Genomic DNA, 15,019 nt, shown 5'->3' with positions numbered 1-15,019 from the left:
TTTCGCTCCTCGCGTGCGCTGAACCCGTTGCGCTCAGCGCAACCCGGTACCGCGGGCCAACGCGGTGTCGACCATGGTTGCCAGCAGGGTCGCATAGTCAATACCGCTGGCCGCCCACATCCGCGGGAACATCGAGATCGTGGTGAACCCGGGCATGGTGTTGATCTCGTTGATCACGGGCCCATCGTCGGTCAGGAAGAAGTCCACGCGGGCCAGACCCTGGCCATCGATCGCAGTGAAGGCAGCCACGGCGAGTCGACGTACCTCGTTGGCGATGTCGTCGTCGATCTTGGCGGGCACGTCCAGCTCCGCGGCATCGACAAGATACTTCGTGGCGAAGTCGTAGAAGCCGTCTTCCCGGCCGCGTACTCCGGCCACCCGGATCTCGCCTACGGTGCTGGCCTCGATTGTCCCGTTGGGCATTTCGAGCACACCGCATTCCAGCTCACGACCGGGCACGGCGGCCTCGACGATGACCTTCGGGTCATGTCGGCGGGCCAGCTCGATCGCTGCGGCAAGCTCATCCCAGGCAGTGACCCGGCTGACTCCGATCGAAGACCCACCACGGGCGGGTTTCACGAACACCGGCAGGCCGAGCCGTTCACGATCGTCCAGGGTGACGGTGGCGTCTTTCGGGCGCAGCACCACCTGGTCGCCGATCGGCAGCCCTTCGGCGGCCAGCAGCTTCTTGGTGAATTCCTTGTCCATGCCTGCCGCGCTGGACAAGACGCCCGACCCCACGTAAGGCACCCCGGCCAGTTCCAGCAGACCCTGGATGGTGCCGTCCTCGCCGTACGGCCCGTGCAACACGGGGAACACCACGTCGACGGCGGCAAGGACCTCGGCAGGACCGCTGCCCAGCGACAGCAGCTGACCGCTGCGGCCCGGGTCGGCGGAGAGGGCCAACTCCTCGCCGGATGCCTCGGTGACCTCCGGCAGCTGCCCGTCGGTGATCGCCAACGTCTCCGGCCGGCCGTCGGTCAACATCCAGGATCCGTCCGGGGTGATTCCGACTGCCACCACCTCGAATCGCTCCGGGTCGAGGTTGCGCAGGATGCTGCCCGCCGACACACAGGAAATCGCGTGTTCGGAGCTACGTCCGCCGTAGACGACGGCGACGCGGATACGGGCTCCGGTCTGATTGCGGGCGGTCACAACCTAGAGAGGTTACAGTCTGGTCCCGTCCCGACACTTCGGCGCATCATGAGCTGCGCTTTCTACGTCAGCGCCTGCTCCACGTCGAAGAGCAGGTCATCGGTGTCCTCGATGCCGGCCGAGATTCGGGCGAACCCCGCGGGGACGGGATCACCCCAGCGCGCCCGCCGGTCGACCGAGGTGTGTATGCCACCGAAGCTCGTCGAGGCGATCAGCAACTCACTGCGTTCGACCAGACCGTGCACGGCATCCGCGTCGGCCAGCTCGACCGCCACCAGACCGCCGAACCGTTTCATCTGAGCGGAGGCCACTTCGTGCGCCGGATCCTCCGGCAGGCCGGGATAGCGCACCGACACCACCGCCGGGTGACCGCGCAGCATCACCGCGAGCGCGTGTGCGTTCTGGCACTGCCGTTCGAATCGCAGGCCGGCGCTGCCCAGACTGCGCAGCACCAGCCACGCCTCGAACGCGCCCAGGATCGGCCCCGACAGCAGCCGGTCCGACTCGACGGCCGCCATCAGTTCAAGCTGACTGCCCGCCACATAGCCGGCAACCAGATCACTATGTCCGGCAAGAGATTTGGTGGCGCTGGCGACCACGATGTCGGCACCCAGCGACAGCGGTTGCTGCCCTAGCGGGGTGGCGGTGGTGTTGTCGACGACGAGGGTGGCCCGCCGGCCTCGGCACGTCATCGCGAGCCGGTGCAGGTCGACCACATCCAGGCCGGGATTGGCCGGGGTTTCGGCCAACACCACATCGGCGCCCTGCGCCGCCTCGCAGATTTCGGCAGTGCCGGCTTCGATGACCGTTACCCCCTGCGCAGCAAGGTATTCCGCGGCGTACCGACGGACTTGATAGTAACCGTCGGCCGGGACGACCAGTGTCGTACCCGGTTTGGCCAGCACGCGCAACACCGAGGTGATCGCCGCCATCCCGGAACCGAAGGTCAGGGCCGTTGCGGCCCCCTCCAACTCGGCCAGCGCCGCTTCCAACTGCCGCCAGGACGGGTTGGAGCTGCGACCGTAACTGTCCAGCCCTTCGGCCTCGTCGGGTGAGAGATGAAACGTCGACGCGGGAATTGGCACAGGCGCCACGGGCTGACCCGGGATCGATTCCGAACCAACGGCTTTGACGCTGCGGGTGGAATCACCATATGTGCCGTCCATATTCGATTCTCCTCTTCGCGTCCGGGGCGAGCGCCTACTCCGGTTTGGTACTGCGGCCCAACAACCCTGCGACCGCCTCGTCGACCGACAGGCTCTTGTGGCAGACCCGGTGCACCGCATCGGTCAGCGGCATCTCGACGTCGTAGCTGGAGGCCAGCGCCAGCACCGATTCACACGACGACACTCCCTCCGCGACGTGACCACCGGCGGCACTGCGGGCCGACTCCATGGTGCCGCCCTTGCCGAGCCGCTCGCCGAAGCTGCGATTCCGCGAGTGCGGTGAGGTACAGGTCGCGACGAGATCGCCCACTCCGGCGAGTCCGGCGAGTGTGGCGGGTTTCGCACCCAAGGCGATGCCCAACCGCATGATCTCGGCCAGTCCACGGGTGATGATGGCGGCGATCGTGTTCTCCCCCAGCCCGACACCGACCGCCATCCCGCAGGCCAGCGCGATGACGTTCTTGCAGGCGCCGCCCACTTCGGCTCCGATCACATCGGAGTTGGTGTACGGGCGGAAGTATCCGGTGGACAGCGCGCGTTGCAGCGCTACCGCCCGCCCCGAATCGCTGCAGGCCACGACGGTGGCGGCGGGTTGCTGATCGGCGATCTCGCTGGCCAGGTTCGGGCCTGTCACCACACCGATGCGGCCGGGGTCGGCGCCGGTGACCTGGACGATGACCTGACTCATCCGCATCAATGACTCCAGTTCGATCCCCTTGGCCAGGCTGACGAGGGTGACGTCGTCGCCGATCAGGTGTTTCCAGCCATCGAGATTGGACCGCAGCTGCTGGGCCGGCACGGCCAGCAATACGGTGCAGGCACCGGCCAGTGCCTGGGCCGGGTCGCTCGTCGCTCGGATCGTCGACGGCAGCGCAATGTCGCCGAGATAGGCACGGTTGCGGTGGTCGGCGTTGATCTCGTCGGCAACCTCGACGCGGCGGGCCCACATCGTCACCGGGTTACCCGCGTCCGCCAGAACCTTGGCCAGCGCCGTTCCCCACGCACCGGCTCCCATGACCGCAGCTTCCACCACGGCATCACCCTAACGCGGGCGCTCGGCCGCTCGACTCCACCGGCTGGCAGGATGGCTGTATGCGTGGCACGAGAACAGGCAGCGTCGATGTCGGGTGCTGACGTTGCACTGGTCATCGCCGTCAAACGGCTGACTGCAGCCAAGACCCGCTTGGCGCCGATCTTCTCGGCGGCCACCCGGGAGTCGGTCGTTTTGGCGATGCTCGTCGACACGATCACCTCGGCGTCCGCGGTTGCCCCGGTGACCGTCGTCACCCCCGACGATGTCGCCGCGGACACCGCACGGCAACTCGGCGCGCGCGTCATCGCCGACCCGACTCCGGCCGGGCACCGGAACCCGTTGAACAACGCGATCGGCACAGCCGAGACCGAACTGCGCACCTCCACACCGAATATCGTTGTTCTGCAAGGTGACCTGCCCGCTCTGCAATCCCAGGAGCTGGCCGAGGCGCTGGCCGCAGCCCAGGGCTACCAACGCAGCTTCGTCGGGGACCGGCACGGCACCGGCACCTCCGCGCTGTTCTCGTTCGCAGTTCCGTTGCAACCGGAATTCGGGGCAGATTCGGCTGCGCGGCACCGAAACTCCGGTGCGATCGAGCTGACCGGGGCCTGGCCAGGCCTGCGCTGCGATATCGACACACCCGACGATCTACTGACGGCCCGGCGTCTCGGTGTCGGGCCCGCCACGTCCCGGGTGATTGCCCAGCACCGTTAGCGGGTGGCAGGAGTGCGCCCAGATAGGGGATGATCGGTCAGGTGAGCGAAGCCACCGAAGCCGAGCCTGTGATCAGGCCCGACGACACCCACCGTGACGGCACCTCGGCCAGGCGGGCGGCAGCGGCCGGTTCCGACTCCACACCGGAAGCCCCGCCGGCTGCCACCGCGCCGGCGATCGAGGACGCGTTGCCCGAGGATCGCTACCTCAACAGAGAACTGAGCTGGCTGGACTTCAATGCCCGGGTACTGGCCCTGGCCGCCGACCAGTCACTGCCCTTGCTGGAGCGGTTGAAATTCCTCGCGATCTTCGCTTCAAATCTCGACGAGTTCTACATGGTCCGTGTCGCGGGGCTCAAACGTCGCGACGAGATGGGACTTTCCGTGCGGTCCGCGGACGGATTGTCCCCGCGCGAGCAGTTGCGTCGGATCAATGAGCGCAGCCAACAGATCGCCAACCGCCATGCCAGCGTGTTCCTGAATTCGGTGCGCCCGGCACTGGCCGCGGAGGGCGTGGTCATCGTCACGTGGGGCGAACTCGATGCCGCCGAACGTGAGAAGCTCTCGGCCTACTTCCACGAGCAGGTCTTCCCGGTGCTCACCCCGCTGGCGGTGGATCCGGCCCATCCGTTCCCGTTTGTGAGTGGATTGAGCCTGAATCTGGCGATCACCGTCAAGGCACCCGACGACGGCGGACAGCATTTTGCCCGTATCAAGGTGCCTGACAACGTGGACCGGTTTGTCGAACTCGGTGCACCTGCCGACGGATCCGATGCCGTGCGGTTCCTCCCGATGGAGGAATTCATCGCGGCTTTCCTCCCCGTGTTGTTCCCGGGTCTGGAGGTCGTCGAGCACCATGCGTTCCGCATCACCCGCAACGCGGATTTCGAGGTCGAGGAGGACCGCGACGAAGATCTGCTGCAGGCACTGGAACGCGAACTCGCCCGCCGCCGCTTCGGTTCTCCGGTCCGGTTGGAAGTTTCCGACGACATGACCGAGAGCATGCTTGAGCTGCTGCTGCGCGAACTCGACGTGGCACCTGGCGATGTCATCGAGGTGCCCGGCCTGCTCGATCTCTCGGCCTTGTGGCAGATCTACAGCGTGGACCGGCCTGCGCTGAAGGACCGGCCGTTCGTGCCTGCGACGCCACCGGCCTTCGGCGAACGCGAAACGCCCAAGAGCATTTTCTCGACGCTGCGTGACGGGGATGTCCTGGTGCACCACCCGTACGACTCGTTCTCGACGACGGTGCAGCGCTTCATCGAACAGGCCGCCGCCGACCCGAATGTGCTGGCAATCAAACAGACGTTGTACCGCACCTCGGGCGACTCCCCTATCGTCAATGCCCTCATCGATGCCGCCGAGGCAGGCAAGCAGGTGGTTGCCCTGGTGGAGATCAAGGCCCGCTTCGACGAGCAGGCCAACATCAAATGGGCTCGTGCGCTGGAAAAGGCAGGCGTGCACGTGGTGTACGGGCTGATCGGGTTGAAGACCCACTGCAAGACGTGTCTGGTCGTCCGGCGTGAGGGTTCGACGATCCGCCGCTACTGCCATATCGGCACCGGCAACTACAACCCGAAAACGGCCCGCCTGTATGAGGATGTGGGTCTGCTTACTGCCTCACCCGATATCGGCGCCGACCTGACCGATCTGTTCAATTCGCTGACCGGTTACTCCCGCAAGGTGTCCTACCGCAATTTGTTGGTGGCGCCGCACAGCGTGCGCAGGGGCATCGTCGAACGCATCGAGCGCGAGATCGCCGCACACCGGGGTGGCGCCGAGGCGCGGATCCGGTTGAAGGCCAACGCTCTGGTCGACGAACAGGTCATCGACGCGCTGTATCGGGCGGCACAGGCCGGGGTGCCCGTCGAGGTCGTGGTCCGCGGGATCTGTGCGCTGCGCCCGGGGGTGGCCGGCTATTCCGAGAACATCACCGTGCGCTCGATCCTCGGGCGATTCCTCGAGCACTCACGAATTATTCACTTCCGCGCCATCGACGAGTTCTGGATCGGAAGCGCCGACATGATGCATCGTAATCTGGACAGACGTGTCGAAGTGATGGCTCAGGTGAAGGATCCACGGCTGACCGCACAACTCAATGATGTGTTCGAGTCAGCGATGGACCCGGCCACCCGCTGTTGGGAACTCCAACACGACGGTCATTGGACGGCGTTACCCCAGGAAGGCCAGACGGTACGCGACCACCAGGTATCGCTCATGGAACTCCACCGGCATCCCTGAACCGGGTCGAGTACCGGCTGGCGGCCCAAACCGGCGAATGACCTGCAGGAGTAGAGGTGTCGAACAGCAACAAACCGGCCGCGAATCCGGCGAATCCGGTGGTGCCGGCCGCCGGTGCGGTCTTGTGGCGCAGCAGCGGTGACCTGATCGGTGATCCGGCCGCCATCGAGGTGGCCATCGTTCACCGGCCGCGCTACGACGACTGGTCGCTGCCCAAGGGCAAGGTCGACCCTGGTGAGACCGAGCCGGTCACCGCGGCCCGCGAGGTGCACGAGGAAACGGGCTACACCGCCCGACTCGGGCGCCGGCTGGGCTCGGTCACCTACGACCTGCCCCAGGGAACCAAGCAAGTCTGGTACTGGGCGGCGCAGGCAACCGCAGGGGACTTCAGCCCGAACTCGGAAGTGGACAAGCTCATCTGGCTGCCCGTCGAGGCCGCCATGGATCAGCTGCAGTATCCACACGATCGAAAAGTGTTGCACCGCTTTGCAAAACAACCGCCTGATACCAAGACCGTGCTGATCGTCCGGCACGGGTCCGCAGGCAGCCGCTCGCACTACAAGGGCGATGACAGCTTGCGCCCGCTGGACAAGCACGGCCGGGCACAGGCGGAATCACTCGTCGGACAACTGCTTGCCTTCGGTGCCACCACACTGCATGCCGCCGATCGCGTGCGCTGCCACCAGACGCTCATACCTTTGGCCGAAGAACTCGGAGTCGACATCCGCAACGAGCCTCTGCTCACCGAGGAGGGCTACACCTCCGACCACAAGGCCGCCCGCAACCGGGTGCTCGATATTGCCGCGCATCCCGGCATCCCGGTGATTTGCACGCAGGGCAAGGTGATACCCGATCTCATCGCATGGTGGTGCGACCGGGCACACGTGCGCCCGGAGACGACGGGCAACCGCAAGGGCAGCACCTGGGTGCTGTCACTGTCGCAGGGCCGCCTGATCTCGGCCGATCACATCTGCAGTCCCTTGGCCAAGGAGAAATAGCCGCCGCACAGAAAGGCACGCCGTGAGTCCATACGGCTCACGGCGTGCCTGACTGGAATCTACTTGCGGCCCTTCTTGGCCGGTGCCTTCTTGGCGGCCTTCTTGGCAGGAGCCTTGGTGGCAGCCTTCTTGGCGGGAGCCTTGGTCGCTGCCTTCTTGGCGGGAGCCTTGGTCGCTGCCTTCTTGGCCGGAGCCTTCTTGACAGCGGCCTTCTTGGCAGGAGCCTTGGTCGCGGCCTTCTTGGCCGGAGCCTTCTTGACAGCGGCCTTCTTGGCAGGAGCCTTGGTCGCTGCCTTCTTGGCCGGAGCCTTCTTGACAGCGGCCTTCTTGGCGGCGGCGGCCTTCTTGGCCGGAGCCTTCTTCGCGGCAGTCCGCTTGGCCGGGCCTGCGGTAACGCCACGCTTGACGGCCGGGCCGTCAGACGGGAGGCGCTGCGCCCCAGAAACAACCGCCTTGAACTGTGCACCGGGCCGGAACGCAGGCACCGAGGTGGGCTTGACCTTCACCGTTTCACCGGTGCGCGGGTTGCGGGCGACCCGAGCAGCGCGGCGGCGCTGCTCGAAAACGCCGAACCCGGTGATCGTGACACTGTCACCCTTGTGCACCGCGCGCACGATGGTGTCGACAACGTTCTCCACCGCGGCGGTAGCCTGCCGACGATCGGTGCCCAGTTTGGTTGTGAGTACGTCGATGAGCTCCGCTTTGTTCATGCAAAACCTCCGAAACCAGTGGTCCTCTTTGGACCGACTAGAGGACACGGTAAACCCTATGACCACTGATTTCCAAGAGCCACGCGCAATTTCAGGCGTAGCTAGCGAACATTCGGGCAATCTGGTTGCCCCCCTTGGGCTCCTACCGGGAGGGTCCAGAACCGGTTTGATAGGCGGTGAATTCGGGTCGCCAGGGGCCCGAAATCAGGCCGGTAAGGTACGCGGCTTCCAGTCCGGCCTGCGCTGCTCATAGGACTCGATCGACGACAGTTTCCGCAGCGTAAGGCCTATATCGTCGAGTCCCTCGAGCAGGCGCCATGCGGTGTAATCGTCAATCCTGAACGGCACCACAACCGTTCCGGCGGTCACGTTTCGATCTTGAAGATTCACAGTGATTTCCAAGCCCGGATTCTGCTCAATGAGCTTCCACAGAAGTTCTACGTCATCCTGAGCCACCTCGGCGGCCAATAGCCCGGCTTTGCCCGCGTTTCCCCGAAAAATATCGGCGAATCGCGATGAGATGACCACCCTGAATCCGTAGTCCATCAGTGCCCAGACGGCATGCTCGCGTGAGGAACCGGTGCCGAAATCCGGCCCGGCGACCAACACGGAGCCTTTGTCGAATGGCGCCAGATTCAATACGAAAGACGGATCATTGCGCCAGGCGGCGAACAGGCCGTCCTCGAAACCCGTTCGGGTGACGCGCTTCAAATAGACCGCAGGAATGATCTGGTCGGTGTCGACATTGGACCGCCGCAGCGGGACGCCGATGCCGGTGTGGGTCTGAAAAGCTTCCATTGTTAACTCCTCTAACGGTTTCTGGCGGCGGGCAGATCGGCGGGCGACGACAACGTGCCGCGCACAGCGGTGGCCGCCGCGACGGCAGGCGACACCAGATGTGTTCGGCCGCCCTTGCCCTGCCTGCCCTCGAAGTTCCGGTTCGACGTCGAGGCGCAGCGCTGTCCCGGCGAGAGCTGATCTGGATTCATTCCGAGGCACATCGAGCATCCGGCCTGGCGCCACTCGGCTCCCGCGGCGGTGAATACCCGGTCAAGGCCCTCCGATTCGGCTTGGGCGCGGACCCGCATCGATCCGGGCACGACGAGCATCCGCACCCCGTCGGCGACCCTGCGGTCGCGCAGCACGTCGGCCACCACGCGCAGATCCTCGATACGACCGTTCGTGCACGAGCCCACGAACACGGTGTCCACGGCGATATCTCGCATGGCCATACCCGCTCGAAGGTCCATATATGCCAATGCTTTTTCAGCTGACTGTCGCGCGCCCTCGTCGACGATCAGCTCCGGATCGGGCACCGCGGCCGACAGTGGCACCCCCTGACCAGGATTGGTCCCCCAGGTCACGAAGGGACTGAGTGTGGCGGCGTCGAGGTAGACCTCGGTGTCGAATTCGGCTCCCTCGTCGGTACGCAGCAGGCTCCACGCGGCAATCGCAGCATCCCAGTCCGCACCCTGCGGGGCGTGGGGGCGGCCCTTGAGGAACTCGTAGGTGGTCTCGTCGGGTGCGACCATGCCGGCACGGGCACCTGCCTCGATGCTCATGTTGCAGATCGTCATCCGGCCCTCCATCGACAGCGCTCTGATGGCGCTGCCGCGGTATTCGATGACGTGGCCCTGTCCGCCGCCGGTCCCGATCTTGGCGATCACCGCCAGAATGATGTCCTTGGCGCTCACACCCGGCGGCAGGTCACCGTCGACGTTGACGGCCATGGTCTTGAACGGCTTGAGCGGCAGCGTCTGCGTCGCCATCACATGCTCGACCTCGGATGTGCCGATACCCATTGCTATGGCGCCGAACGCACCGTGGGTGGAGGTGTGACTGTCTCCACACACCACCGTCATGCCCGGCTGCGTGAGTCCGAGCTGCGGCCCGATGATGTGCACGATGCCCTGTTCGGCGTCGCCCATCCGATGCAGCCGAATGCCGAATTCCTCACAGTTGCGCCGCAACGTCTCGACCTGGGTGCGGGATACGGGGTCCGCGATCGGCTTGTCGATGTCGACCGTCGGCACGTTGTGATCCTCGGTGGCGATGGTGAGATCCGGCCTGCGCACCCCTCGCCCCGCCAACCGCAGCCCGTCGAACGCCTGCGGGCTGGTGACCTCGTGCACGAGATGCAGGTCTATGTAGATCAGGTCGGGTTCCTTCGACGCGCCTTCCCCACTGCCGAGTGCGACGACATGGTCGTCCCACACCTTTTCGGCCAGCGTGCGCGGCTTGGGAGTTTTCTGTGTCGATTGGTCCATCACAACTACTCGATTCGATTCAGGGCACTGCGTGGGCTGCAGTCAAGGGCTGGGAGTTACATTCGCCATCTCATAATGCGAGACGTTAGTATCTCTCTGTGAGAAATGATAGCGGCATCGGCGTGCTCGACAAAGCGGTGGGTGTGCTGCATACGGTGGCCGAGTCACCCTGCGGGTTGGCCGAACTCTGTGCGCGGACCGGACTCCCGCGCGCGACCGCACACCGTCTGGCCGCTGGACTGGAGACCCACCGGCTACTGGCCCGCGACGGCGACGGCCGCTGGCGGCTGGGGCCCGCGCTGAGCGAATTGGCCGCTCACGTCAACGATCCGCTGGTGACGGCCGGAGCGGCGGTGCTGCCCCGACTGCGTGAAATTACCGGCGAGAGCGTTCAGCTGTATCGGCGTGAAGGTTTGTCGCGCGTGTGTGTGGTCGCACTGGAACCTCCCGCCGGCCTCCGCGACACCGTGCCGGTGGGTACCCAACTTCCGATGACGGCAGGCTCCGGCGCCAAAGTCCTACTGGCCCACGCCGACGCTGCCACCCAGCAGGCAGTGCTGCCGACCGCCAAGTTCACCGATCGCACACTGGCCGACGTGCGCCGTCGTGGGTGGGCGCAGAGTGCTGCCGAGCGCGAGCCCGGCGTCGCGAGCGTTTCCGCGCCCGTGCGCGACGGCCGTGGAGCGGTGATCGCCGCAGTGTCTGTCTCGGGGCCGATCGACCGGATGGGGCGGCGACCGGGGGCACGCTGGGCGGCGGACCTGCTTGCGGCGTCCGAGGCACTCACCCGTCGGCTGTGAGAGACATCTCATAACGCAAAAGGCGCCCAGTTCGTCGAGAACTGGGCGCCTTTTTTGTCTCGCGACGAGGCGCGAAACCGACTTGTACCCCCGATGGGATTCGAACCCACGCTACCGCCGTGAGAGGGCGGCGTCCTAGGCCGCTAGACGACGGGGGCTAGAACATAATCCGGTGAGAAAGCATAGCTCAGGTGTTCAAACGGACCTAATCGGCTGTGCCTTCCCGCAATGGCTGGGGTACCAGGACTCGAACCTAGAATGGCGGTACCAGAAACCGCTGTGTTGCCAATTACACCATACCCCATGGCTGTCCATCACCGCTGGTCACGGACATTCTTCGAACCGAACCACACGGTGGCGACGTCTCCGCTGTGCTTATCGGGCCGACGTGCAGACTACCAAAGATTCTCCGGCCACTTTCACACGCGGTCCCTGACGGCACGCAGCCGCGACATGCTGCGCTCACGGCCGAGCAGTTCCATCGACTCGAACAGCGGTGGGCTCACCGATGCACCCGTGACCGCGACGCGGATCGGCCCGAAAGCCTTACGTGGTTTGAGCTCAAGGCCCTCCAGGAGCGCCGCCTTGAGCGCAGCTTCGATGTTGGCGGTGGTCCACTCCCCGACCGCTTCCAGGGCGCTCAGCGCGGCGTCGAGCACGGGCAACGACTCGGGCTTCAGCTCCTTGCCGGCCGCCTTCTCGTCGAGCACGTAGGCGTCGTCGTCGAAGAACTTCAACAGCTCCCATGCATCGCCGAGCACCACGATCCGTGTCTGTACCAGCGCGGCGGCCTCGGCGAACCCGGCGTCGTCCAGCCCGGTGTCGTGGCCGTGGGCAACGAAATGTGCCCGTAGCCGGGCCGTGAAGTCCTCCGCGTCGAGCATCCTGATGTGCTCGGCGTTGATGGCGTCGGCCTTTTTCTGATCGAACCGGGCCGGATTGGAGTTGACGTTGACGACGTCGAACGCAGCCACCATCTCCTCGAGGCTGAATATGTCGTGGTCGTCCGCGATACCCCAGCCCAGTAGGGCCAGGTAGTTCAACAGGCCCTCGGGAATGAACCCGCGGTCCCGGTGCAGAAACAGGTTGGACTGCGGGTCCCGCTTGGACAACTTCTTGCTGCCGTCGCCCAGCACGCTTGGCAAGTGGGCGAATTCGGGGATCGCATCGGCGACCCCGATCCGGATGAGCGCCCGGTACAGCGCCAGCTGACGCGGTGTGGAAGGCAGCAGATCTTCACCGCGAAGCACGTGGGTGATCTTCATCAACGCGTCGTCGACCGGATTGACCAAGGTGTACAACGGATCCCCGTTGGCGCGGGTGATCGCGAAGTCGGGCACGACGCCTGCGGCGAACGTGGTCGGACCACGCACCAGGTCATTCCAGGTCAGATCCTCATCGGGCATCCGCAGCCGCAACACCGGTTTGCGGCCTTCGTCAGCGAAGGCCTTGCGCTGCGTGTCGGTCAGGTCGCGGTCGTAATTGTCGTAACCCAGCTTGGGATTCCGGCCCGCCGCGAGGTGGCGGGCCTCGACCTCCTCGGGTGTCGAGTAGGCCTCATAGGCTTCGCCGGCCTCCAGCAGGCGCGCAACGACGTCACGGTAGATCTCCCCGCGCTGCGACTGCCGGTACGGTTCATACGGCCCTCCGACTTCGGGGCCCTCGTCCCAGTCCAGCCCGAGCCAGCGCAGCGCGTCGAGGATCGCGGCGTAGCTTTCGTCGCTGTCCCGCGCGGCGTCGGTGTCCTCGATCCGGAACACGAACGCGCCGCCGGTGTGCCGGGCGTAGGCCCAGTTGAACAGGGCGGTTCGGATCAGGCCGACATGCGGGGTGCCCGTCGGCGAGGGACAGAAACGTACCCGAGTAGTCATTATTTTCCTTTGCGCACAACAGGGTTCGAGAGGGTACCGATACCCTCGACGGTGATGCTGACGGTGTCGCCGTGTTCGATGGGGCCGACGCCTTCCGGCGTACCGGTCAGGATGAGATCGCCCGGCAGCAGGGTCATCACCGCTGAGACCCACTCCACGATGGCGCCCACGTCATGAATCATCAACGATGTCCGGCTGCGCTGCCGCACTTGGCCGTTGACTTCCGTGCGCAGTTCCAGATCCGAGGGGTCCAGGTCGGTGGCAATCCACGGGCCCACCGGACAGAACGTGTCGTGCCCCTTGGCCCGCATCCACTGGCCGTCCTGTTTCTGCTGATCGCGCGCCGACACGTCGTTGGCGATGGTGTATCCGAGGATGTTCTCTGCCGCGCGTGCAGCAGGCACGTCCTTGCACGGGCGGCCGATCACGATTGCCAGCTCACCCTCGTGGTGGACCGGAAAGGCATCTGCGGGCAGTTGAATCGGAACACCGGGACCGATGATCGCGGTGTTGGGCTTGAGGAAGATCACCGGATCCTCCGGTGCCACGGCGCCCATCTCCTCGGCGTGCGCGGCGTAGTTCTTGCCCATGCAGATCACCTTGCTGGCCAGGATCGGCGCGAGCACCCGCACATCGGCGAGCGGCCAGGTGCGTCCGGTGAAGTTCGGCGAACCGAACGGATGCTCGGCGATCTCTTTGCAGATGGTGTCCGACCCGTCACCTTCGATACTCACGAAGGCGACCCCGTCGGGGCTGGCGATTCGACCTAGGCGCATTTTTGCCAGCGTAGTGCGCAGGCGCGACGATGCGCCGGACGCCTCCGGTCAGGTCCCGTCGAACAGGCCCCGCAGGAACGGGGTGGAGTCCGCCGTCGACGCGAGCACCGTGCCGGAGTGATCCTCGTCGGGATAGATCTTGAGTGTGACGTTCTGCCCGTTGGCCACGAGCTCGTCGTTGAGCTGCTGTGACATGTTCGGCGGAACATCGCGGTCGAGCAACCCGACGCCCAGGAAGATGGGCCGGTCATAGCCGTTCGTCGGGGTGCCCAGGTAGCGGTCGAGCGCTTCGCCGACGCCGGGAAGGTCCGCCAGCGGCGCACGGAAGAAGCTGGTGGGTGTCATACCGGCGAGCGCTTGGTCCAGTTGCGGCTTGCACAACGTCTCGGCCTTGTTGACCGCGTCGAGTCCAGCGGGCGTCAGCACGCTGTTGACGTCGATGTCGGGCCGGGCTTCGCGGAACCCGGCAAGGATGTAGCCGGTGTAGCTGTTGGCGGCGGGCCCCAGAGTCGCCGGCAGTGCCATATCCGGGCCGGCTTGCTTGACGATGCTCTGGACGTTGAACGGAGTCCCGGTCGCCACCACCCCGCGGTAGTCCAGTCCGGCGCCCCGGCTGAATTCGGTTGCCCACCGGGCACTGTTGACCGCGGCCCCGCCACCTTGCGATTGGCCGACAATCGCCCACTTCGGCGAAAGCGGCAGGTCCATCTGGTGCATCGCGACGACCGAGTCCACGACGCCGTGCGCGGTCGCGATGCTGTTGAGGTAGCTCATCAAGCCTGGTGTTCCCAAGCCCGCATAGTCGGAGCCCACGACCGCATAGCCCTGGTCGAGCCAGTGCGACAGGTATTCGTTGTCGCGCTCGCTGCGGGGCTGGGCCGACGGCGCGCAGTCGTCACCGAGCCCCACGGTGCCGTGGGCCCACGCGATGGTCGGCCATCCGCCCGATGGCGCCTCACCGTGCGGCACGAATACCGCTGCGGTGCTGACCGCAGGCGAATCGTGTTGATCCACGGTCGAGTACAGGATGCGATAGGCCCGGTCCGCGCCCGCGACCGACAGCGCGGGGTCCAACGGCACCTCTTCGATCAGCGTGCCTGCGGCAGGAATGGGGCCTGCATAGTGCCGCGCATCCAGCCCTGACCAGCTCGGCTCGGCCGCGGCCGCCGTCGGGACGGGGCCTGCCACGAGTGCGAATACGAGCAAACCGATCGCCGCCATCCATGCCTTCACGGTGTCAGGCTAGGGCACGTCGCATTCCAGACGCCCTGCACCAGACCGGATCTCAA

General features: G+C 65.6%; 13 protein-coding genes and 2 tRNA genes. 4 read left to right on the top strand and 11 right to left on the bottom strand.

All coding sequences use genetic code 11. The features are described from left to right. Nucleotides 1–33: 33 nt before the first annotated feature. The 3 genes from M1247_RS19835 to M1247_RS19825 all read right to left on the bottom strand — a co-directional run bounded on the left by M1247_RS19835 (nt 34) and on the right by M1247_RS19825 (nt 3,354). On the bottom strand, nt 34–1,155 hold the full coding sequence (locus M1247_RS19835; RefSeq protein WP_317158091.1) for a D-alanine--D-alanine ligase family protein: 1,122 nt from the start codon (nt 1,153–1,155) through the stop codon (nt 34–36). A gap of 62 nt (nt 1,156–1,217) precedes the next feature. Beyond that, nucleotides 1,218–2,321 (bottom strand): cystathionine gamma-lyase, encoded by a 1,104-nt coding sequence (locus M1247_RS19830; protein WP_317158090.1) that lies wholly within the window; start codon nt 2,319–2,321, stop codon nt 1,218–1,220. A gap of 34 nt (nt 2,322–2,355) precedes the next feature. Beyond that, complete coding sequence (locus M1247_RS19825; protein ID WP_458695241.1) at nt 2,356–3,354, bottom strand: NAD(P)H-dependent glycerol-3-phosphate dehydrogenase; 999 nt, start codon at nt 3,352–3,354, stop codon at nt 2,356–2,358. A gap of 51 nt (nt 3,355–3,405) precedes the next feature. Between M1247_RS19825 and cofC the strand changes: the two genes are divergently transcribed. The 3 genes from cofC to mutT1 are packed head-to-tail and all read left to right on the top strand — an operon-like array spanning nt 3,406 to nt 7,306. Beyond that, nucleotides 3,406–4,068 (top strand): 2-phospho-L-lactate guanylyltransferase, encoded by a 663-nt coding sequence (gene cofC / locus M1247_RS19820; protein ID WP_410506905.1) that lies wholly within the window; start codon nt 3,406–3,408, stop codon nt 4,066–4,068. Nucleotides 4,069–4,097: 29 nt separating this feature from the next. Beyond that, nucleotides 4,098–6,308 carry an RNA degradosome polyphosphate kinase gene (locus M1247_RS19815; RefSeq protein ID WP_317158089.1) on the top strand — a complete coding sequence of 737 codons (2,211 nt, stop codon included), beginning with the start codon at nt 4,098–4,100 and terminating at the stop codon, nt 6,306–6,308. 56 nt (nt 6,309–6,364) lie between these two features. After that, the gene (mutT1, locus tag M1247_RS19810) at nt 6,365–7,306 is read left to right on the top strand and encodes an 8-oxo-(d)GTP phosphatase MutT1 (RefSeq protein WP_317158088.1); all 942 of its coding nucleotides are present in this window, start codon (nt 6,365–6,367) and stop codon (nt 7,304–7,306) included. 59 nt (nt 7,307–7,365) lie between these two features. On the opposite strand, the gene M1247_RS19805 is transcribed toward mutT1, so the two are convergent. The 3 genes from M1247_RS19805 to leuC form a co-directional block, all read right to left on the bottom strand. Further along, on the bottom strand, nt 7,366–8,016 hold the full coding sequence (locus tag M1247_RS19805; protein ID WP_317158087.1) for an HU family DNA-binding protein: 651 nt from the start codon (nt 8,014–8,016) through the stop codon (nt 7,366–7,368). Between the two features lie 204 nt (nt 8,017–8,220). Continuing rightward, on the bottom strand, nt 8,221–8,814 hold the full coding sequence (gene leuD / locus M1247_RS19800) for a 3-isopropylmalate dehydratase small subunit (RefSeq protein ID WP_317158086.1): 594 nt from the start codon (nt 8,812–8,814) through the stop codon (nt 8,221–8,223). An 11-nt stretch (nt 8,815–8,825) separates the two neighbouring features. Continuing rightward, nucleotides 8,826–10,283, bottom strand: coding sequence for a 3-isopropylmalate dehydratase large subunit (gene leuC, locus M1247_RS19795; RefSeq protein ID WP_317158085.1), 1,458 nt, complete (start codon nt 10,281–10,283; stop codon nt 8,826–8,828). Between the two features lie 98 nt (nt 10,284–10,381). On the opposite strand from leuC, the gene M1247_RS19790 reads away from it, so the two are divergent. Further along, on the top strand, nt 10,382–11,083 hold the full coding sequence (locus M1247_RS19790) for an IclR family transcriptional regulator (protein WP_317158084.1): 702 nt from the start codon (nt 10,382–10,384) through the stop codon (nt 11,081–11,083). A gap of 85 nt (nt 11,084–11,168) precedes the next feature. On the opposite strand, the gene M1247_RS19785 is transcribed toward M1247_RS19790, so the two are convergent. The 5 genes from M1247_RS19785 to M1247_RS19765 all read right to left on the bottom strand — a co-directional run bounded on the left by M1247_RS19785 (nt 11,169) and on the right by M1247_RS19765 (nt 14,951). Next, a tRNA-Glu gene (locus M1247_RS19785) sits at nt 11,169–11,241 on the bottom strand. 71 nt (nt 11,242–11,312) lie between these two features. Further along, nucleotides 11,313–11,387, bottom strand: a tRNA-Gln gene (locus tag M1247_RS19780). Between the two features lie 115 nt (nt 11,388–11,502). Beyond that, on the bottom strand, nt 11,503–12,954 hold the full coding sequence (gltX, locus tag M1247_RS19775) for a glutamate--tRNA ligase (RefSeq protein WP_317158083.1): 1,452 nt from the start codon (nt 12,952–12,954) through the stop codon (nt 11,503–11,505). Continuing rightward, a complete protein-coding gene (locus M1247_RS19770; RefSeq protein ID WP_317158082.1) occupies nt 12,954–13,730 on the bottom strand; it encodes a fumarylacetoacetate hydrolase family protein in 777 nt (258 codons plus the stop codon). The genes gltX and M1247_RS19770 overlap by 1 nt, the downstream gene beginning before the upstream one ends. Nucleotides 13,731–13,778: 48 nt before the next feature. Beyond that, nucleotides 13,779–14,951 carry an alpha/beta hydrolase family protein gene (locus M1247_RS19765; RefSeq protein ID WP_317158278.1) on the bottom strand — a complete coding sequence of 391 codons (1,173 nt, stop codon included), beginning with the start codon at nt 14,949–14,951 and terminating at the stop codon, nt 13,779–13,781. Nucleotides 14,952–15,019 lie beyond the last annotated feature (68 nt).

Source organism: Mycobacterium appelbergii (genome assembly GCF_032883035.1).
Lineage (GTDB): Bacteria > Actinomycetota > Actinomycetes > Mycobacteriales > Mycobacteriaceae > Mycobacterium > Mycobacterium appelbergii.
This window is presented reverse-complemented; position numbering and strand designations above follow the sequence as displayed.